The organism is Kribbella sp. NPDC051137, from assembly GCF_040682535.1.
GTDB classification, from domain to species: domain Bacteria; phylum Actinomycetota; class Actinomycetes; order Propionibacteriales; family Kribbellaceae; genus Kribbella; species Kribbella karoonensis.
The window spans coordinates 80,073-98,299 of record NZ_JBFBBI010000010.1 but is presented as its reverse complement, the minus strand read 5'-3'; the positions used below and the strand labels follow the sequence as shown (position 1 = coordinate 98,299).

Below are 18,227 nucleotides of genomic sequence, written 5' to 3'. Positions count from 1 at the left end.
GATAGTAACCCCTTACATTTTTGGTTACATCTGCTCCTGCAGCGCGGGACTTAAGCGACCCAGCACAGCCTATTGACAACGGTTCTGCCGCGCAGCATGCTCCTTGGTCAGTTGGTAAGCGCTTTCAAATCCGATGAAAGTAGGCCGATGACGACGGACACCGCCGTACGGGCGAGGCGCGGGCTGCGCAGCCGGATCCGCCGGGACCGGGCGATGCTGCTGCTGGCGCTGCCGGGTTTCTGCTTCTTCGTGCTGTTCCACTACGTGCCGCTGCTCGGCAACCTGATCGCGTTCAAGGACTACCAGCCGTACCTCGGCTTCCTCGGCTCACCGTGGACCGGGCTGCAGAACTTCGCCGTACTGGGCGATCGGGACTTCCTGCACGCGTTGCTGAACACGCTGAAGTTCTCGTTCCTGCAGCTCGTGCTGTTCTTCCCGGCGCCGATCGCGCTCGCCCTGCTGCTGAACAGCATCGTCAGCTCGAAGATCCGCCGGTTCGTGCAGAGCGTGGTCTACCTGCCGCACTTCATCGGCTGGGTGATCCTGGTGTCGATCTGCCAGCAGCTGATCGGCGGCACCGGAATGCTGCCGCACCTCCTCGGCTCGGTCGGGCTGCCGCGCGTCGACCTGATGACCAACGGATCGTTCTTCCCGTTCTTGATCACGCTCCAGACGATCTGGAAGGACACCGGGTGGGGCACGATCATCTACCTGGCCGCGCTGCTGAACATCGACACCGAGCAGTACGAGGCTGCGGCCATCGACGGTGCCGGCGGCCGGCAACGGCTCTGGCACATCACGCTGCCCGCGATCACACCGGTCACAGTGCTGCTGTTGATCCTGCAGCTCGGCAGCATCCTGTCGGTCGGCTTCGAGCAGATCCTGCTGCAGCGCGACGCGGTCGGCGCCGACGCCGCGGAGGTACTCGACACCTACGTCTACTTCCACGGTGTGGTGGACGGCGACTTCGGCACCAGTACGGCGGTCGGCCTGGTCAAGGGCGTCGTCGGACTCGTCCTGATCCTCGGCGCCAACAAGCTCGCGCACGTCTTCGGACAGGACGGGGTGTACTCGCGATGACGACCGCAGCCGAGGAAGCGTACTTCCGGGACAGCCGGCGCCCGCCGTGGATGGAGAAGCCTCCGCTCTGGCTGTCCGTCCTGAAGGGGCTCGCGCTGGTCCTGGTCTGTCTCGCGGTCATCTACCCGTTCTGGAACATCATCGCGACCAGCCTCGCCTCCGAGCACGAGATCACGCTGCACGGCGGCCTGATCCCGATCTTCCCGCAGGCGCCGACGGTGGCGGCGTACAAGACGATCTTCGCCGGCGGGACGGTCACCCGGGCGATGCTGATCAGCATCGGCGTCACCCTGGTCGGCACCGTGCTGAACGTGATCTTCACGGCCAGCCTGGCGTACGCGCTCAGCCGGCCGATCGTCGGCGGGCGGTTCATCCTCACCACCGTCCTGCTGACCATGCTGTTCGGTGCCGGCATCATCCCGAATTTCCTGCTGGTGAACGCACTCGGGCTGTACGACAGCCTGGCCGCACTGGTCCTTCCGGGTCTGATCAGCGCTTTCAACTTCCTCGTGATGCGGAACTTCTTCCAGTCCGTCCCGGGCGAACTGCTCGACTCCGCACGCGTCGACGGCGCCGGTGACATCTCGATCTTCGTACGGATCGTGATGCCGCTGTCCAAGCCGGTCACCGCGGTGGTCGCGCTGTTCTACGCCGTCGGCCACTGGAACGCGTACTTCAACGCACTGCTCTACCTGCAGGACCAGAACAAGTGGCCGCTGCCGCTCGTACTGCGCCTTTACGTCCTGCAGGGCCAACCCGTCGGCAACACCGGAAACACGGTGAGCGAAGCCGTTCCGTCGATCCAGGCGATCCAGATGGCGGTGGTCGTCGTCGCCCTCGTACCGATCCTGCTCGTCTACCCGTTCCTGCAGCGCTACTTCACCAAGGGCGTCCTGACCGGGGCCATCAAGGGCTGACCGCGTTCAGCCGACGCAGAAAGGACCGTCCCAGATGCCAACACCTTTCAGCCGCCGTACTGTCCTCCGCGGACTCGCAGCGGCCGCCGTAGGTTCACCACTGCTGTCCGCTTGCTCCACAGGTCCGAAGGTCTCCAACACCAAACCAGCCGTCAACACGGTCAAGCTGCCGACGTACGTGCCGTTCAAGGGCCCGGCACCGCAGTACCCGTCGACAGTGCCGGGCGCACCCGCAGGCTTCTCGAAGTACCCGGCGGAGGCCGTCAAGACCGTCACCAAGGCACCGCTCAGCAAGCCGATGTCCGGCATGGTCGGGATCTTCAGCCCGCTGCCGACCCCGCGCGCCAAGAACGCTGCCTGGCAAGAGGTCGAGAGCCGTCTGGGTGCGCAGCTCGATCTGACGATCGTGCCGAACAGCGACTACCTGACGAAGTTCCAGACCGCGGTGGCCGGCAAGAAGCTGCCCGACGTCTCGCTGTACGCCGGGGTCGACCACCCGGCCGAGTTCTTCAACGCGATGGCGGTCGACCTGACGCCGTACCTGTCCGGCGACGCGGTCAAGGACTACCCCAACCTGGCAGCGGTTCCGACGCTGGCGTGGAAGGACTGCGTCGTCGACAACAAGCTGTTCATGCTGCCGATCCCGCGCGGCGGCTGCGCCGGCGCCGGGTTCTACAACCAGGCCCTGTTCGACAAGGCCGGGATCAAGTCGATGCCCACGACCACCGAGGAGTACTACGACGCGCTGGTCGAGCTGACCCGGCCCCAGGACGGGCACTGGGGCTACATCAACACGACCGGCAACACGTACTTCCAGATCATCGCGATGATGTTCGGCGTGCCGTACGGCTGGCGGCACGAGAACGGCCAACTGACCGCGGACGTGGAGACGGACGAGTACGCCGCCGCGATCGAGTTCCAGGCCAGGATGGTCAAGAACAAATTGCAGGTCCCGGGATCGGACGGCATCGACGGGACCGCCCGGACGAACGGATTCAAGGCCGGCAAGGCGGCCTTCGTCCAGGACGGCCTGCCGGGGTACCTCGGGTACTGGACCGGGATGCCCGAGGGCAAGCCGCTGCCGTACATCCCGGCCGGCCGGCCGGGCCAGAAGGCCGTCACCTACTACGACAACGTCACCTTCGGATCGACGCTGATCGGCAAGAAGGGCAACGACGAGTCCAGGGTGCACGAACTCCTCGGTGCGTTGAACTTCTTCGCCGCGCCGTTCGGCAGCGAGGAGTACACCCTGCTGCACTACGGCGTGGAAGGCACCGAACACACGCTGGACAAGAACGGCTTCCCGGTGCTCACCGACCAGGGCACCCGGGACCTCACCGTGCCGTGGAACTACCTGGCCGGCCCGGGGTTGACGGTCTCCAACGCGGACCCGGAGTACGTCCGGCGCTACATCGAGGCCAACGGGACCGTCAACCGGACCGCGCTCGAGAACCCCTGCAAGAACCTGATCTCGCCGACCGCCGACAAGGTCGGCAAGCAGCTCGGCCAGGACATCGCCGACGTCCGCAACGACATCGTCGCCGGCCGCCGGCCGATGACGGACTGGAAGCCGGCCGTGGAGAAATGGCGCAAGAACGGCGGCGACAAGATCCGCCAGGAATACCGAACCGTGCTCTGACCTCGGAGAGGACCGCCCATGCAGAACGAATCATCGAACGTCAGCCGCCGTACCGCTCTCGGACTCGGTGCGGCCGCAGCCGCCGGCCTCGCGTTGCCGACGCTGTCCACCGCGACGGCCGCGGCGGCACCGGACCGGACGATCCCGGGAAACCGCCTCGCCACCGTCACCGCCGACACCACCACCGTGCTCAAGAACCCCCTGTCCGGTTGGGTTCTGTACGGCTCGACCGGCGTCGCCGACGACTACTGGACGTCCCTGGACGCGCTGGCCGCACCGGTGCAGATCCAGGAGTACGCGCACACCCTGTACATGCGGATCGCCTGGTCGGTGCTCAACCCCGCCGAGGGCGTCTACGGCTGGGACACCGACGAGAAGCTGAAGGCCCTGATCGCCACCGCCCGCGCCCGGGGCATGAAGCTCGCGTTCCGGGTGGTCACCGACAGCCGGGACAAGACCACCGACTTCACGCCGGCGTACGTCCGGGCCGCCGGCGCGCAGGGGTACGAGACGAAGACCGGCAGCTACACGGTCTGGACGGCGTACCCGGATGACCCGGTGTTCCAGGCGAAGTACGAGAAGTTCCTGGTGGCGTTCGGGGCGAAGTTCAACGACCCCGACGTGGTCGACTTCATGGACGGGTACGGGCTGGGCAAGTGGGGCGAGGGGCATTCGCTGATCTATCTCGACGACGCCAACCGCGAACCGGTCTTCCACTGGAGCATCGATCTGTGGCTGCGGGCGTTCTCGAAGGTGCCGGTCGCGATCAACTACCACCGGTTCATCGGCTGGCACAAGCCCGGCGATCCGCCGTCGGTCTCCACGGCCTGGGGAGCCCCGGCACCGGGCAGCGCCGACCTGCTCAACTCGGCGTTCGAGAAGGGCTGCGTACTGCGGCACGACGCCTTCGGCATGACCGGGTACTACCAGCAGTGGGAGAAGGACCTCGCGGCGCAGTGGCGGTACCGGCGGCCAGTGATCATGGAAGGCGGCTGGATCGTCGGATCGATGAACTACAAGGTCGATCCGCGCGGGTACCAGACCGTGCACGACGTCCGGCAGGGCGAGTTCGACGACTCCGCCGAGGCGCACGTCAACATGATGGACTTCCGGGTCGGCAACGAGACCAGGACCTGGTTCACCGACGCGCACGACCTGATCGACGCGTTCGTTGCCGAGGGCTCCTACCGGCTGTACCCGGACACGCTGTCGCTGCCGCGGGCCGTGCAGACGAACCACGCCGCGACGATCAGCCACCGGTGGACCAACGACGGCTGGGGTTACCTGCCGAACAACATCCCGGCGTGGAACCACAAGTACAAGCCGGCCTTCGCGTTGCTGAACCCGGCGGACCTGTCGGTGGCTCAGCTCTTCGTCGACCGTGCCGCCGAGCCGGCGAACTGGCTGAAGGGGACCCCGACCGGATACACCTTCAGCCCGACGGTTCCCACCGTCCGCTCGGGCCGTTATCGCTGGGCGGTCGCGATCGTCGACACGACCGTCGGCAACCGGCCAGGCATCCAGTTGGCCGCGCAAGGCGAGAGGAGCCCCGACGGCTGGCTCCTGCTCGACGACTGCACGGTCGCGTGACGGCCGTGTACCTCCGGCGTCAGGGAGTGATGACCAGCGTCTGAGTCGCCTTGTTCAGCACCAGACCGAGCGTCTTGCTGTCGGCGGGACGGCCCGCGACGGTGATCTCGGCGTCGGTCAGGCTCCGGCCGTTCTGGGCGACGTACCGGGTGGCCACCCAGCGGGTCGTGCTGCCGCTCTTGTACGTGTAGACGATCGTGCTGACGGTCAGCCGGCCCTGCCCGGCGGTGGACGGCATGCCGACGGTGGACGTACCGACGATGTGCAGCCCGCGGGTGCCCTTGAGCGCGGCGATCTTCTGCTTCAGCGCGTTCTGCGGTGTCTGCGGGCCCCACCAGGTGTTGAACCGGATCATCCGGCTGTTCGCGGTGTCGTCGAAGCGGGTCTGGTGGGCGGCCACGTGCACCTCCCGCCACGTCTTCGGCAGTACGGCGTTCGACAGGTACCCGTGCGGGTACTTCCGCTCGAAGTACCGCTTCACGAACGTCACCGACGTACTGCTCTGGGCAGCCGCCAACTTGACCGGCTGCCGGGTCTCCGCCGCGCTGCTCGGCTGGGTCGTCCCCAGCAACACAGCCCCCGCCGCCGCCAGCGCCGCGACCCCCGTAGCGACCCCTGCCATCACGCCGTACCGCTTCATCTCGATCCCCTCCGTCAAGCGCTCCCCCGTCGGCAGCGCACCGGTTGAGACACCGCAACCGCACAGAAAGTTGCCGACGTGACTGCGACCACTGACAACAGCGTGGGTACGTCGGATCATTGCCGCTCATGTGGCGCGAAATGATGAAGTCGAAGGTTCATCGGGCGACCGTGACGCAGGCGGACCTGGACTACGTCGGGTCGTGCACGCTGGACGCGGAGCTGATGGACGCGGCGGACCTGCTGCCCGGCGAGAAGGTCGACATCGTCGACATCACCAACGGGCACCGGCTGTCGACGTACCTGATCGAAGGGCCGCGCGGGTCCGGGATCGTCGGCATCAACGGCGCCGCGGCGCACCTGATCCACCCGGGCGACCTGGTGATCCTGATCGCGTACGGGATGTTCGACACTGCCGAGGCCAAGGTCTTCGAACCGAGCGTAGTCTTCGTGGACGAGCACAATGCGATCACCCGCATCGGCTCCGACCCCGCGGAGGCGCTTCCGGACAGCGGAACTCTGCGCGGGGACCAACCGCACCCGTAGCGAGATGAGGACTGGTCGAGGATGACCGAGAACGCCGCCGAGAACGCCACCCCGAAGACCGCGTCGCACGACAACGAGCCGAGCCCGAAGCTGCGCGCGTTCATGAACTCGGGGTGGGCCGACTCCGAGCGGCACGATCTGTCACTGAGCGACGTCGGCGTGTGGGCGGCGAAGCGCCGGGACGCCCTGTCGCAGGCGTTCCCCGGCGAGCGGCTGGTGATCCCGGCCGGCACCTACAAGGTCCGCTCGAACGACACCGACTACGTCTTCCGGCCGCACACCGACTATGTGTGGCTGACCGGCAACCAGACCTCCGACGCGGTCCTGGTGCTCGAGCCGAACGGCACCACCGGCCACGACTCCGTGCTGTACTTCCGCCCGCGCGCCGACCGCGCCCAGGGCGAGGAGTTCTGGCGGGACCGGATGTACGGCGAGCTCTGGGCCGGCCGGCGCCCGTCGCTGACCGAGACCGCGAAGGAGTTCGGGATCGAGACCCGGCACGTCGACCAGCTGGCCGACGCGTTGAAGGGCGACGTACCGACCCGGGTCCGGCGCGCCGAGGACGAGTCGATCGCCGCGCTGCTCAGCGGCGCGCGGACGGATCAGCTGAAGGACGGGGAGTTCGCGGCGACGCTGTCCGAGCTGCGGCTGGTCAAGGACGCGTACGAGCTCGACCAGCTCCGGGACGCGGTCGCGATCACGCACCGCGGCTTCTCCGACGTCCTCGCCGAGATGGACAAGGTCCGGCAGTACGGCGAGCGCTGGATCGAGGGCACGTTCTGGCGCCGCGCCCGCGCCGAGGGGAACGACGTCGGCTACACGTCGATCGCCGCGGCCGGCCCGCACGCGACCACGCTGCACTGGATCGAGAACGACGGCCCGGTGAACGACGGCACGCTGATGCTGCTCGACATGGGTGTGGAGAACCGGCAGCTGTACACCGCCGACATCACCCGCACGCTCCCGGTGAACGGCGAGTTCACCCCGCGCCAGCGGGACCTGTACCAGCTGGTCCTGGACGCGCAGAACGCCGGCATCGCCGCGCTCACGCCGGGTGCCGCGTTCCGCGCCGGGCACGAGGCCGCGATGGAGGTCGTCGTCCGCGGCCTCGACGCGATGGAGCTGCTGCCGGTGTCCCTCGAGGAGGCGCTCGATCCGGAGAGCCGCCTGTACCAGCGGTACACGCTGCACGGCGTCAGCCACATGCTCGGCCTCGACGTCCACGACTGCGCGTCGGCCCGGAACGAGAAGTACCGGCAGGGGACCGTGCAGCCCGGGTACGTGCTGACCGTCGAGCCCGGCCTGTACTTCCAGGCCGACGACCTGACCGTGCCGGAGGATCTGCGCGGCATCGGCATCCGGATCGAGGACGACGTCCTGATCACCGACGGCACCCCGGAGAACCTCTCCGAGGCGATGCCGCGCACCGTCGAGGGCATCCAGAACTGGATGGCGTCCTAGACCGTTTGGTAGCGCGGGTGCGGCGCGAACTCGCTGAGCTTGCCGGTTCGCAGCCGCATCCGCACCAGCATCTCGACCGTCGCGGTCGCCGCCGCGACGCCGTCGATCACGCTCACGCCGAGCTCGGCCGACAGGTCGTGGCACAGGTCCGCCATCCCCGCGCAGCCGAGCACGATCGCGTCCGAGCCGTCCAGTGCCAGCGCCTCCTCGCACGCGCGCAGGATCGTGGCGCGCGCGTGCGGGTCCGTCTCCAGCGCGAGGACCGGGATCTCACACGCGTGGATCCCGAGGCACTGCCGGGCGACGCCGTACTCCTCGGCCAGGTCGTGCGCGTGGCCGACCGTCCGCGCCAGCGTGGTGACGACGCTGAAGCCGCGGCCCAGGTACGCCGCTGTCCGCATGCCGGCCTCCGCGATCCCGACGACCGGGCCGCGGGCGAGTTCGCGCGCGGCCTTCAGCCCCGGGTCGCCGAAACACGCGATCACGTACCCGTCGTACCCGGCGGCCTCGCCGTCCACGATCTCCCGCAGCAGCCCCGGTACGGCGTAGGCGTCGTCGGCGTGGCTCTCGATGGCGGCCGGGCCGTGCGGCGGGTTCACCGCGTCGACGGTGACTCCCGGACCGGCGACGGCTCGGGCGCACTCGCCGATCAGCGCGGTCATCGACGCGGTGCTGTTCGGGTTGACGACCTTGATCCGCATCAGGCCTCCTCGGCCGCGACACCGGCGCGGCGCGCCAGCACCGAGTAGAGCGCGAAACCGGCGCCGCAGCCGATGAACCAGCTGTAGTCGCTGATCCACAGCGCCTCGCCGATCCAGCGCGGTACCAGGACCGACGCGACCGACACGACACCGGCGGCGACGACGGCCTGGATCGCGACCGGGTTGTAGCCCTTGCGGTAGTGGTACGCGCCGTCCTTGTCGAGCGTGAACATGTCGTCGACGACCAGCTTCTGCTTGCGGATCAGGTAGAAGTCCGCGATCAGGATGCCGAACAGCGGACCGATCAGCGCGCCGAGGATGCCGAGCGTGTAGTGGATCGCGGTGTCGTTGTTGTACCAGTTCCACGGCGTCAGCAGCACCGAGCCGACCGCCGCGATCATGCCGCCCATCCGCCAGCTGATCTTCTGCGGGCTGACGTGCGAGAAGTCGAACGCCGGCGAGATGAAGTTCGCGACGATGTTGATGCCGACGGTCGCGGTGACGAACGTGAGCGCGCCGAGCAGGATCGCGAACGTGTTGTCGATCCGCTCCACGGTCTTGATCGGGTCGGTCAGCAGCTCGCCGTACACCGGGACCGTCGCACCCGCGGTCAGCACGGTCAGCAGCGAGAAGAAGACGAAGTTGACCGGCAGGCCCCAGAAGTTGCCGCGGCGGACGCTCTTGAAGCTGTTCCCGTAGCGGGCGAAGTCGCCGAAGTTCAGCATCGGGCCGGAGAAGTACGAGACCACCAGCGCGATCGCGCTGAGCATCGTGCCGATCGTGGCCCATCCGGTCAGGCTGTGGTTGGACAGGTTCAGGTCGATGTGGAATCCGGACTTGACCAGCAGGTACCCGCAGAGCAGCAGCATCGTCACGTACACGGCCGGGCCGGCGAAGTCGATGAACTTCCGGATCGTCTCCATCCCGCGCCAGAACAGCGCCGCCTGGGCGACCCAGAGGATCGCGAAGCTGACGTACCCGAGCACGGACAGCCCGGCGAATCCGTGCACCGTCGCGTCCGCCCACGGACCCAAGCCGGGCCAGAGCTTCAGGAACACGATATTCAGCGACTCCGCGGCCAGGAACGTCTGTACGCCGTACCAGGCGACGGCGATCAGGCCGCGGATGATGGCCGGGATGTTCGCGCCGAGCACGCCGAACGAGACCCGGCTGATCACCGGGTACGGAACGCCCGCCTGCTGGCTCGGCTTGGCGACCAGGTTGCAGAAGAACTGCACGATGCAGATGCCGGCGATCAGGCAGACGAACACCTGCCAACTGGTCAGCCCCAGTGCGAACAGACTGCCCGCCGTCAGGTAGCCGCCGACGCTGTGCACGTCGGACATCCAGAACGCGAAGATGTTGTAGCTGCGCCAGGTCTGCGTCTTCAGCGGCGCAAGGTCCGCGTTCGTCAGTCGCGGGTGGTAGTCACGCTCGGCAGCAGCGCGCGAGGTGCCGGGTTCGGACGGGTAGCCTGCCGCGTCGATGATGTCCGCGGGTACACGGGGTTCGGTCACCATGCTGGCCTCCTCGGGGCCTGGCCGCGGCGCGGGATCGCGCGGCCGAGTGCACCGAAAGCTAGCCACGCCGGGCGTGAACCGCCATGTAAAACGGTCAAATATAGGAAATGGCCGCCAAATATAGGAGCCGGTGTCAGGCCGGGTCGGCGAAGCATTCCGGGTCGTCGGCGAACTCCGCGATCGCCGCCTTCAGATGCGCGTAGTGCCGCTCGGACTCGGCGATCAGCGACTCGACGTCGCGGGCGACGTACGCGCCGATCAGCCGCTCGTGGTCGGTGCGGAACTCGGCCCGTTCGTGCGCCGGGACCCGGGACATCGGCCGGGCCGGCTCGGTGATGTTCCAGGCGGTCTCGTACATCCGGATCAGCCGGCGCATCCCGGACGGCTCGATCAGCGCGAAGTGGAAGCGCCGGGTCGCCGCCGCGTACTCCCGGTCGCCCGCGGCGCTCGCCGCCGCCAGCGAGTCGTGGGTGGCCCGGATCCGGTCGTGGTCGGCGGCGGTCGCGTTCACGGCGGCGGCCCGCAACGCGGCCGCCTCCAGCGCCTGGCGTACGTCGTACAGCTCGCGGAACTCCAGGAAGGTCAGCTTGGCGACCCGGTACCCGATGTGCGGGCGATGCTCGACGAGGCCCTCCCCGAACAGCGTCTTCAGCGCCTCGCGAACCGGGATCGCGCTGACCCCGAAGAAGGCCGCGACCTCGTCGATCGGGACCGCCGTACCCGGCGGCTGGTCACCGGTCAGGATCGCGTGCCGCAGATCGCTCTCGACCGGTGGCATCTCGCCCGCGGCGGCAGTGGTGCGCACGAGACGCGACGTGAAGTCCGACGATCTGCGCATCTCCGGACGATATGCCGCGACCGGCTGCCGCGGCTAGGCCTTCAGGCGGATGGCGACCGGGGTGCCGACGTACGGGCGGGTGCCTCCGCTCGGGGCGAAGCCGTCGTTGTCCTGCCAGCTCCAGTGGATCGTCACCGGCTTCAGCGACGGGCAGCACGCCGGGTCGTCCTTGGCGAAGTGCGTGTACTTGATCGTGAACACGCCCTGGCCCGCGCCCGCCAGGCTGGTCACGCCGGAGGTCTCGGTGTCGCCGTCCCACCCGACGAACTTGGTGCCGTGGAAGAAGAACACCACCTGGCCGCCGCTGTCCGCGGCGTTCGAGCGGGTGCCGACCACCGCGGTGAGCTTCCCGCCCTCGCCGTCCGGAACGGTGGCCTTCACGGTGCTGGGCACGAAATGCACACTCGGCTGCTTGGTCTCGACGGTCTGTGCCATCGCGGTCTTGATGCCTGCCGCGTCCGGTACGCCGGCGACGCTCGAGCTCGCCGGGGTCGCGGACTTCTTCGGCGTCGCGGACGTCGTGGGTGACGCCGAATCGCTGGGGATGGCAGGCTCCGTGGGTGCCCAGCCGGGCGAGGTCGGGGTCGCGCTCGCGGACGTCGTGGTGGACGACGCCGGCGCGGGCGAGGTCGCGACATCGGACCCGCCGTTCGAGCAGCCCGCCAGCGCGCCCGTCGCGACAACGGCCACCGTCCCGATCAGCTTCCGCGCACCCACCGTCATCAGCCCTCCGTCAAGAATCTGGTCGAGACCAAACTAGCCACGGACCGGCTCACACTCGTTGCCGAAAGCCACCACCTAGTGGACCTGGAGAGCCGCGAGTTCACGCCGAGCTTCCGTGGCGTGGTCGGGATGCAGGACGAGGGTGCTGAGGTGTTCGAAGTGCGCGCCGATCCGGTCGAAGGTGGCGGCCGCCTGGCGTAGGGCGTCGAGGTCCCCGCTGGAGCGGGCGATTGCCCGGGTTCGGCAGGCGGCGGCCCAACTGTTCTCGGTGGCGTCCGGGGCGGTGGCTACCAGCAGATCCGGGGCCTCGGGCAGGCCGGCGATCACGGCGAGTTCGGCGGCGGCGGAGCGTGCGTACGGCGCCCACCAGCGTTCGGCGAAGTGCGCGAACGCCCGCCGTACGATGGCCGGCGCCTGCTCGGCGGCACCTAGCTGTACGGCGACGCGCGCCTGGACGAACGTGTACGGCGCCGCCAGCCACGGGGCGTCCTCGAGGTCCGAACACCGGGCCACCTCGAGTGCACGCGCCTGCCAGACCTCGAACAGCCCGTCGTCGCGCAGCCCGTGCACCATCGCGGCTGCTGACAACGCGGACGCCATCCACTCGATCGGCGGGGCGCCCGCGCGTTGCCAACGTTCCCAGAGCGCGTCCGCGTGTGCCACGCAGGCGTCGAACCGGCCGGTCAGCGCGGTCACCCGGATCAGCCGGGGCAGCGAGATGTACGGGTGGTCGCCGACCGGGTCGTCCGGTGCGCCGACCGCCGCGACGGCGGCCCGCAGATCGCCGACAGCCGTCGCTGTGGTCGGGGCGACGTGGAAGGCGTCGATGATCTCGGCCGCGGCGTACGGCTCGTGCCGCGGCAGCGGGCCGACCAGCCCCATGCGTTCCACGGCGAACGAGCGGGCGTCGCGCAGGCGGCCGGCGTTCCCGGCGGCCACGGTCAGCGCGTCCAGCGCGCCCGCGATCAGTACCGGATCGCCGGTACGGCGGGCCGCGTCCACCGCCTCCTGGGCCAGCTCCGCGTCGGCGCCGATCCGACGGCCGCCGTGCTCCCACGCCTTGGCCGTCGCGAGCAGCGCGGTCACCTGCGCGTCACCCGGCCGCCCGCACTCGATCGCCTGCCGCAGCAGGTGTTCGCTGCGCTCGGCGGGTACGTCGTACAGCGAGCCGGTCGGGTAGCGGTTCACCGCGATCACGGCGAGCGCGAGCATCGTCGCCCGAACGTTGCCGTCAGCAACCGCACGCTCGGCGGCGTCCAGCAGCAGCCGTACGCCGGTCTCCGCATCCGAGATCGCCAAGGTGGCATCGGCTGCCGACCGCAGGTCCAGCGCCGCCGCGACACCGTCCGACGCTCGCTCGGCGGCCGCCCGGTAGTCCCCGATCGACTCCCGGAACTGCCTGCGCCCGAACCCGAGATGCCCCAGCGCCCTCGCCAGCCGATGCGCCGTCTGATCCGGCTCCGCCGAAGTTGCCGCCAGCGCGGCGCGGAGGTCGGCGGAGGCCTCGTCGTACGGGCGTTGCCAGTCGGGGGAATCGAGTCGGCTCTCCAGAGCGGCGGCGGTGTCGGCCGCCCAGTGGAGGCAGCGGTGCTGGGCGGTCGCCAGCTCGTCCGCGGTCAGCTGTTCGCGGGCGAACTCGCGGATCGTCTCCAGCAGCCGCCAGCGCGATCCCCGGCGTACAGCGAGGCTCTTGTCGGTCAGGCGGCCCAGCAGATCGGCAACCTCGCCGCGGGCCAGCTCCGGGCTGGTCGCGCCGGCCGCGTCCAGGTCGAACCCGCCGACGTAGATCGACAACCGCCGGAACAGCAGCCGCTCCTGCTCATCCAGCAGCTCGTAGCTCCAGCCGATGACCGCCGCGAGCGACCGGTGGCGGGCGTCCATCCCGCGCCCACCCGCCAGCAGCCGCAGCCGGTCGTCGAGGGCCGCACGCAGACCCTCCGCACCGAGTGAGCCGATCCGGGCAGCGGCCAACTCGATCGCGAGTGGCATGCCGTCCAACCGGGCGCAGACTTCCGCGAGGTCCTCGTCCTCCGCGGCGAACTGCGGGTCGACCGCACGCGCCCGATCCGCGAACAGCTCGGTCGCCGCGTCCAAGGGCGGCAGCAGTACGGCCGTCTCCGCCGGTACGCCGAGCCGCTCCCTGCTCGTGGCGAGAATCCGCAGCTCGGGGCACGTCCGCAGCAGCTGTTCCGCCAGCTCCGCGACCTCGTCCACCAGGTGTTCACAGTTGTCCAGCACCAGCAACGAGGGCCCTTGCTGCAGGTGCTCGACAAGAACCTGCTCCAGGCTCTGCGGCGGACGCTCCGTCAACCCCAACGCTGCAGCCACCGCTCCGGTCGCCTGAGCGTCCCGCACCGGCACCAGATCCACGAACGCCCCGGCGCCGCCGAGCTCAGCCGCCACGACCGCGGCCAGCCGCGTCTTGCCCATGCCGCCCGGCCCGAGCAAGGTGACCAGCCGAGCCCGCCCGAGCGCCTCACGCACCGCCGCCGTCTCACCAGCCCGCCCGACGAACGAGGTCCGCCCCGCCGGCAGCCCGGAAACACCCTGCGTGCCCTGTGGTTCCTGCGTGCCCTGTGGTTCCTGTGTGTCCTGCTCTCGCTGGGCTGCGACCAGGTCGGCCAGCTCGCGGCGATCGGTGGCGCCGTACTTGCGGAGCAGGGACGACACATGGCTCTCGACCGTCCGCACCGAGATGTGCAGAGCGTGGGCGATCTGCGCGTTCGACCGGTGGCCGGCCAGCGCCGCCAGTACCTCGGCCTCACGTGCGGACACCTGGTTCACGCGCCCCATCATGACCGATCGGTGGGGTTTCCGTAGTGGATCCGTGGTCGGCACGGATGTGGTCCGTGGGTCGCCGGCACGAGAGTCGTCGTACCGGATCAACCCTTGGAGGTAGCAATGAGTTCGACGATGACGACGGCGCGCAGGGCCCGGACGGGGACCGCGGTGCTGTGGGTGGTGCAGGTGGTGCTGGCGGCGATGTTCGTGATGGCCGCCCTGCCGAAGCTGTCGGGTGACCAGGTGATGGTGGACCTCTTCGACGCGGTGGGCGCCGGTCAGTGGTTGCGCTACGTGGTCGGTCTCCTGGAACTGGCCGGCGCGCTCGGGCTGCTCGTACCGCGGTTGTGCGGTCTCGCCGCGCTCGGCCTGTCGTTCCTGCTCGTCGGCGCGACGCTGACGAACATCCTCGCGCTGGACGCTTCCCCGGCGATTCCGCTCGGGTACCTGCTGGTCGCGGCCGTGCTCGCCTGGTTCCGGCGGGCGTCGGTTCAGGGACTCGTACGAGCGGTGGTCCGGCGATGACGATCGCGGCCTTCGACGGGCTTCTGACCCGACCGGGTGACGCGGGCTACGACTCCGGTCGGGCGGTGTGGAACGCGATGGTGGACCGCCGCCCGGCCCTGATCGCGCGCTGTGCGAGTACGGCGGACGTGGTGGCCGCGCTTCGGTACGGCCGGGACGCGGGTCTGGAGATCGGGGTGCGCTGCGGCGGGCACAGCTTCCTCGGGCTCCCCGTGGTGGAAGGCGGTCTACTACTGGACCTGTCCGGCCTGAACTCGGTGCAGGTCGACCCGGTCAGCCGTCGGGCGCGGGTCGGCGGCGGGGCGTTGCTGGGCGCTCTCGACGTGGCCAGTCAGCGGTACGGCCTCGCGACGACGGCCGGGAACGTCTCCCACACCGGCGTCGGCGGGCTCACGTTGGGCGGCGGCGTCGGGTGGCTGGCCCGGGCGTACGGGCTGACCTGCGACAACGTGGTGTCGTACCAGCTGGTCACCGCGGACGGCGCCGTACTGCGAGTCAGCGAGACCTCGCACCCGGAACTGTTCTGGGGACTGCGCGGTGGCGGCGGAAGCTTCGGGGTGGTGACGGAGTTCGAGTTCCGCCTGCATCCGGCGGGGACGCAGGCGTTGACCGTGGACCTGTTCTACGACCTGGACGACGGCGGTACGGCGTTGCGCGGCTGGCGGGACCTGTTCGCGGAGGCTCCGCGGGCGGCGACGCCCGTGGCCAGGGTGGGCCGCCGCGACGGACGGCCGATTGCGAGCATCGGGTACGTGTGGGTGGGCGACGTCGAGGAAGGGCTCCGGCTCCTCCCGTCGTACCAGGCGATCGGCCGGCCGATCAGGCAGGCCGTGCGTGAGCTCAGCTACCTCGACCTGCAGACCCAGTCCGACGACGACGAACGGCACGCCCTGCGCAGGTACTGCAAGGGGCACTACCTGCGCTCCTTACCGGACGCCGCCATCGACGCGTTCCTGTCCCGGGACCTGCCCGGGGCACGGATGACGCTGAACGGCGGCGCGATCGGCGACGTACCGGACGACGCGACGGCGTACAGCCACCGCGACGCGCTGGTGGAGTTCACGACCGGCGACGACTGGACGGATCCCGCGGAGGACGCGGACCGCATCTCGGCGGCCCGCGCCTACGCCGGCACCCTGGAGCCCTACACCAGCGGCAGTTACGTGAACACGCTCGCCGACGACGACCCGGCCGCCGTCCATCGCGCGTACAGCGCCGAGAAGCTCACCCGGCTACGTGACCTCAAGTCGGCCTACGACCCGGCCAACACCTTCAACCAGACACCGCTGAAGTGCTGATCACCAGATGCGGACACGGTCCTCGGGTGACAGCCACATGGCATCGGTGTCGGTGGTCTTGTACGTCGCGTGGAACGCGTCGATGTTCTTGACCACCGCGTTGCAGCGGAACTCCGGCGGTGAGTGCGGGTCGATGGTCAGGCGCCGTGCGGCCTCCTCGGGGCGGGTCTTGGTCGCCCAGGCGTGTGCCCAGGCGGCGAAGAAGCGCTCGGCGCCGGACTGGATCTCCTCGTCCGGCTCGTCACCGTTCAGCGAGAGCTGATAGGCGACGTACGCGATCGACAGGCCGCCCAGGTCGCCGATGTTCTCACCGAGGGTGAGTTTGCCGTTGACCTTCTGGCCGGGGGTCTCGGCCGGCTCGAGGGCGTCGTACTGCGCGACGAGCTTGTCGGTGCGCTGCTCGAACGCGGAGCGGTCCTCGTCGGTCCACCAGTCGTTCAGGTTGCCGTCCGCGTCGTACCGCGAGCCCTGGTCGTCGAAGCCGTGGCCGATCTCGTGGCCGATCACCGCGCCGATCGCTCCGTAGTTGGTGGCGTCGTCGGCGTCCAGCCCGAAGAACGGCGGCTGCAGGATGCCGGCCGGGAAGACGATCTCGTTCATCCGCGGGTTGTAGTACGCGTTCACGGTCTGCGGCGTCATCCGCCACTCGTTCCGGTCGACCGGCTTGCCGAGCTTGTCGAGGTCCCGCGCGGTCTCCACCGCGACCGAGCGGCGGACGTTCCCGAACAGGTCGGCGGGGTCGATCTCGAGCGCCGAGTAGTCCTTCCACTCGTCCGGGTACCCGATCTTCGGCACGAAAGTGCCGAGCTTCTCGAGCGCCCGCTGCCGGGTGTCCGGGCCCATCCAGTCCAGCGCCTCGATCCGCTGCCGGTAGGCGGCGACCAGGTTCTGCACGAGCTCGACCATCCGGGCCTTGGCGTCCGGCGGGAAGTGCTCCGCGACGTACAGCTTGCCGAGCGCCTCACCGAGCGCCGACTCGACCGCGCCGACCGCGCGCTTCCAGCGCTCCCGCAGCTCCGGCGCACCGGTCAGCGTCTTGCCGTAGAAGGCGAAGTTCTCGTCGACGAACGCCTGGCTCAGCAGCGGCGCCGCGCTGTGCACGATCCGCCAGCTCAGCCACTCCTTCCACCGGTCGACGTCGACCTCCTGCAGCGCGCCGGCCGCCGCGGTCAGGAAGTCCGGCTCGCGGACCACGACCTCGGCGAACGCGTCCTCCGGCACGCCGGCACCGGCCAGCCAGGTCGCCCAGTCGAAGCCCGGCGTGAGCGCGTCCAGACCGGCCCGGTCGAGCTTGTTGTAGGTGAGCTGGACGTCCCGCTCCTTCACCCGGTCCCAGTGCGCACCGGCGATCCGGGTCTCCAGCTCGAGGATCCGCTCCGCGGCACCGCCCGGATCCGGCAGCCCGGCCAGCTCGACCAGCTTCGCCACGTGCGCGACGTACGCCGTCCGGATCTCGGCGAAGGCGTCCTCGCGGTAGTACGACTCGTCAGGCAGGCTGAGGCCGCCCTGGGTCAGGTGCACGATGTTCCGGTCGGACTGCTTGGCGTCGGCGTCGACCCAGTAGTGGAAGACACCCGGCACGCCCTGCAGCTCGAGCTGCCCGAGCACCGACACGAGTCCGGCCACGTCGGTGACGCCCCGGACCAGCGCGAGCTGGTCGGCGATCGGGTCGGCGCCCAGCCGCTCGATCGTCTCGGTGTCCATGAAGCTGCTGTAGAGGTCGGCGATCTTCCGCGGCTCACTGCCCTCCGGGTGCCCGGCCGCGACGGTCTTCTCGACGATCGCGCGGACGTCCTGCTCGGCGGTGTCCCAGAGCGCGTGGAACGCGCCGTGGATCGCCTTGTCCGCCGGGATCTCGTGCTCCGCCAGCCACGCCCCGTTCACGAACCGGTACAGATCGTCCTGCGGGCGCACCGCGGCCGACCCGTCGATTCCTGCTGTCATCCCTGGCCCCTTGTCGCGAGTGGAG

At 69.4% G+C, this 18,227-nt stretch carries 15 protein-coding genes; 8 read left to right on the top strand and 7 right to left on the bottom strand.

Features of this window, described 5'->3' with window-relative positions:
• Positions 1-147: 147 nt before the first annotated feature.
• The 4 genes from AB0M51_RS41770 to AB0M51_RS41755 are packed head-to-tail and all read left to right on the top strand — an operon-like array spanning position 148 to position 5,226.
• On the top strand, positions 148-1,080 hold the full coding sequence (locus AB0M51_RS41770) for an ABC transporter permease subunit (protein WP_344199644.1): 933 nt from the start codon (positions 148-150) through the stop codon (positions 1,078-1,080).
• On the top strand, positions 1,077-1,997 hold the full coding sequence (locus AB0M51_RS41765) for a carbohydrate ABC transporter permease (RefSeq protein ID WP_344199647.1): 921 nt from the start codon (positions 1,077-1,079) through the stop codon (positions 1,995-1,997). Before AB0M51_RS41770 ends, AB0M51_RS41765 begins: the two co-directional genes overlap by 4 nt.
• Before the next feature lie 34 nt (positions 1,998-2,031).
• Positions 2,032-3,636 (top strand): extracellular solute-binding protein, encoded by a 1,605-nt coding sequence (locus AB0M51_RS41760; RefSeq protein ID WP_344199649.1) that lies wholly within the window; start codon positions 2,032-2,034, stop codon positions 3,634-3,636.
• Between the two features lie 18 nt (positions 3,637-3,654).
• Complete coding sequence (locus AB0M51_RS41755) at positions 3,655-5,226, top strand: DUF4832 domain-containing protein (RefSeq protein WP_344199651.1); 1,572 nt, start codon at positions 3,655-3,657, stop codon at positions 5,224-5,226.
• 19 nt (positions 5,227-5,245) lie between these two features.
• On the opposite strand, the gene AB0M51_RS41750 is transcribed toward AB0M51_RS41755, so the two are convergent.
• A complete protein-coding gene (locus tag AB0M51_RS41750; protein WP_363754419.1) occupies positions 5,246-5,884 on the bottom strand; it encodes a hypothetical protein in 639 nt (212 codons plus the stop codon).
• Between the two features lie 110 nt (positions 5,885-5,994).
• Here AB0M51_RS41750 and panD point away from each other — a divergent pair, with 110 nt between their 5' ends.
• Positions 5,995-6,411 (top strand): aspartate 1-decarboxylase, encoded by a 417-nt coding sequence (gene panD / locus AB0M51_RS41745; RefSeq protein ID WP_344199655.1) that lies wholly within the window; start codon positions 5,995-5,997, stop codon positions 6,409-6,411.
• A 21-nt stretch (positions 6,412-6,432) separates the two neighbouring features.
• Complete coding sequence (locus AB0M51_RS41740; RefSeq protein WP_344199657.1) at positions 6,433-7,872, top strand: aminopeptidase P family protein; 1,440 nt, start codon at positions 6,433-6,435, stop codon at positions 7,870-7,872.
• Here AB0M51_RS41740 and AB0M51_RS41735 read toward each other — a convergent pair.
• From AB0M51_RS41735 to AB0M51_RS41715, 5 genes are all read right to left on the bottom strand, one after another.
• Entirely contained in the window at positions 7,869-8,573 is a 705-nt protein-coding gene (locus AB0M51_RS41735; RefSeq protein WP_363754415.1) for an aspartate/glutamate racemase family protein, read from the bottom strand. The two genes, AB0M51_RS41740 and AB0M51_RS41735, sit on opposite strands and share 4 nt — an antisense overlap.
• A complete protein-coding gene (locus tag AB0M51_RS41730; protein ID WP_344199662.1) occupies positions 8,573-10,093 on the bottom strand; it encodes an NCS1 family nucleobase:cation symporter-1 in 1,521 nt (506 codons plus the stop codon). The genes AB0M51_RS41735 and AB0M51_RS41730 overlap by 1 nt, the downstream gene beginning before the upstream one ends.
• A gap of 133 nt (positions 10,094-10,226) precedes the next feature.
• Positions 10,227-10,931: a GntR family transcriptional regulator gene (locus AB0M51_RS41725; RefSeq protein WP_344199665.1), complete on the bottom strand. Its 705-nt coding sequence runs from the start codon at positions 10,929-10,931 to the stop codon at positions 10,227-10,229.
• Positions 10,932-10,964: 33 nt separating this feature from the next.
• Positions 10,965-11,654 carry an LppP/LprE family lipoprotein gene (locus AB0M51_RS41720; protein WP_344199668.1) on the bottom strand — a complete coding sequence of 230 codons (690 nt, stop codon included), beginning with the start codon at positions 11,652-11,654 and terminating at the stop codon, positions 10,965-10,967.
• Positions 11,655-11,729: 75 nt separating this feature from the next.
• A complete protein-coding gene (locus AB0M51_RS41715; RefSeq protein WP_344199671.1) occupies positions 11,730-14,438 on the bottom strand; it encodes a LuxR C-terminal-related transcriptional regulator in 2,709 nt (902 codons plus the stop codon).
• Between the two features lie 117 nt (positions 14,439-14,555).
• Here AB0M51_RS41715 and AB0M51_RS41710 point away from each other — a divergent pair, with 117 nt between their 5' ends.
• A complete protein-coding gene (locus AB0M51_RS41710) occupies positions 14,556-14,960 on the top strand; it encodes a DoxX family protein (RefSeq protein WP_344199673.1) in 405 nt (134 codons plus the stop codon).
• Positions 14,957-16,258 (top strand): FAD-binding oxidoreductase, encoded by a 1,302-nt coding sequence (locus tag AB0M51_RS41705; protein ID WP_344199676.1) that lies wholly within the window; start codon positions 14,957-14,959, stop codon positions 16,256-16,258. Before AB0M51_RS41710 ends, AB0M51_RS41705 begins: the two co-directional genes overlap by 4 nt.
• Here the strand turns inward: AB0M51_RS41705 and AB0M51_RS41700 are convergent, their stop codons facing one another.
• A complete protein-coding gene (locus AB0M51_RS41700; protein ID WP_344199679.1) occupies positions 16,259-18,202 on the bottom strand; it encodes a M13-type metalloendopeptidase in 1,944 nt (647 codons plus the stop codon).
• Positions 18,203-18,227: the final 25 nt, after the last annotated feature.

Excerpts from the sequence above, each read along its gene's own strand:
- AB0M51_RS41760 (WP_344199649.1), top strand. The coding sequence starts at position 2,032 with ATGCCAACACCTTTCAGCCGCCGTACTGTCCTCCGCGGACTCGCAGCG.
- AB0M51_RS41710 (WP_344199673.1), top strand. The coding sequence starts at position 14,556 with ATGAGTTCGACGATGACGACGGCGCGCAGGGCCCGGACGGGGACCGCG.
- AB0M51_RS41770 (WP_344199644.1), top strand. The coding sequence starts at position 148 with ATGACGACGGACACCGCCGTACGGGCGAGGCGCGGGCTGCGCAGCCGG.
- AB0M51_RS41735 (WP_363754415.1), bottom strand. The coding sequence starts at position 8,573 with ATGCGGATCAAGGTCGTCAACCCGAACAGCACCGCGTCGATGACCGCG.
- AB0M51_RS41705 (WP_344199676.1), top strand. The coding sequence starts at position 14,957 with ATGACGATCGCGGCCTTCGACGGGCTTCTGACCCGACCGGGTGACGCG.
- AB0M51_RS41725 (WP_344199665.1), bottom strand. The coding sequence starts at position 10,931 with ATGCGCAGATCGTCGGACTTCACGTCGCGTCTCGTGCGCACCACTGCC.
- AB0M51_RS41730 (WP_344199662.1), bottom strand. The coding sequence starts at position 10,093 with ATGGTGACCGAACCCCGTGTACCCGCGGACATCATCGACGCGGCAGGC.
- AB0M51_RS41700 (WP_344199679.1), bottom strand. The coding sequence starts at position 18,202 with ATGACAGCAGGAATCGACGGGTCGGCCGCGGTGCGCCCGCAGGACGAT.
- panD (WP_344199655.1), top strand. The coding sequence starts at position 5,995 with ATGTGGCGCGAAATGATGAAGTCGAAGGTTCATCGGGCGACCGTGACG.
- AB0M51_RS41765 (WP_344199647.1), top strand. The coding sequence starts at position 1,077 with ATGACGACCGCAGCCGAGGAAGCGTACTTCCGGGACAGCCGGCGCCCG.
- AB0M51_RS41740 (WP_344199657.1), top strand. The coding sequence starts at position 6,433 with ATGACCGAGAACGCCGCCGAGAACGCCACCCCGAAGACCGCGTCGCAC.
- AB0M51_RS41720 (WP_344199668.1), bottom strand. The coding sequence starts at position 11,654 with ATGACGGTGGGTGCGCGGAAGCTGATCGGGACGGTGGCCGTTGTCGCG.
- AB0M51_RS41755 (WP_344199651.1), top strand. The coding sequence starts at position 3,655 with ATGCAGAACGAATCATCGAACGTCAGCCGCCGTACCGCTCTCGGACTC.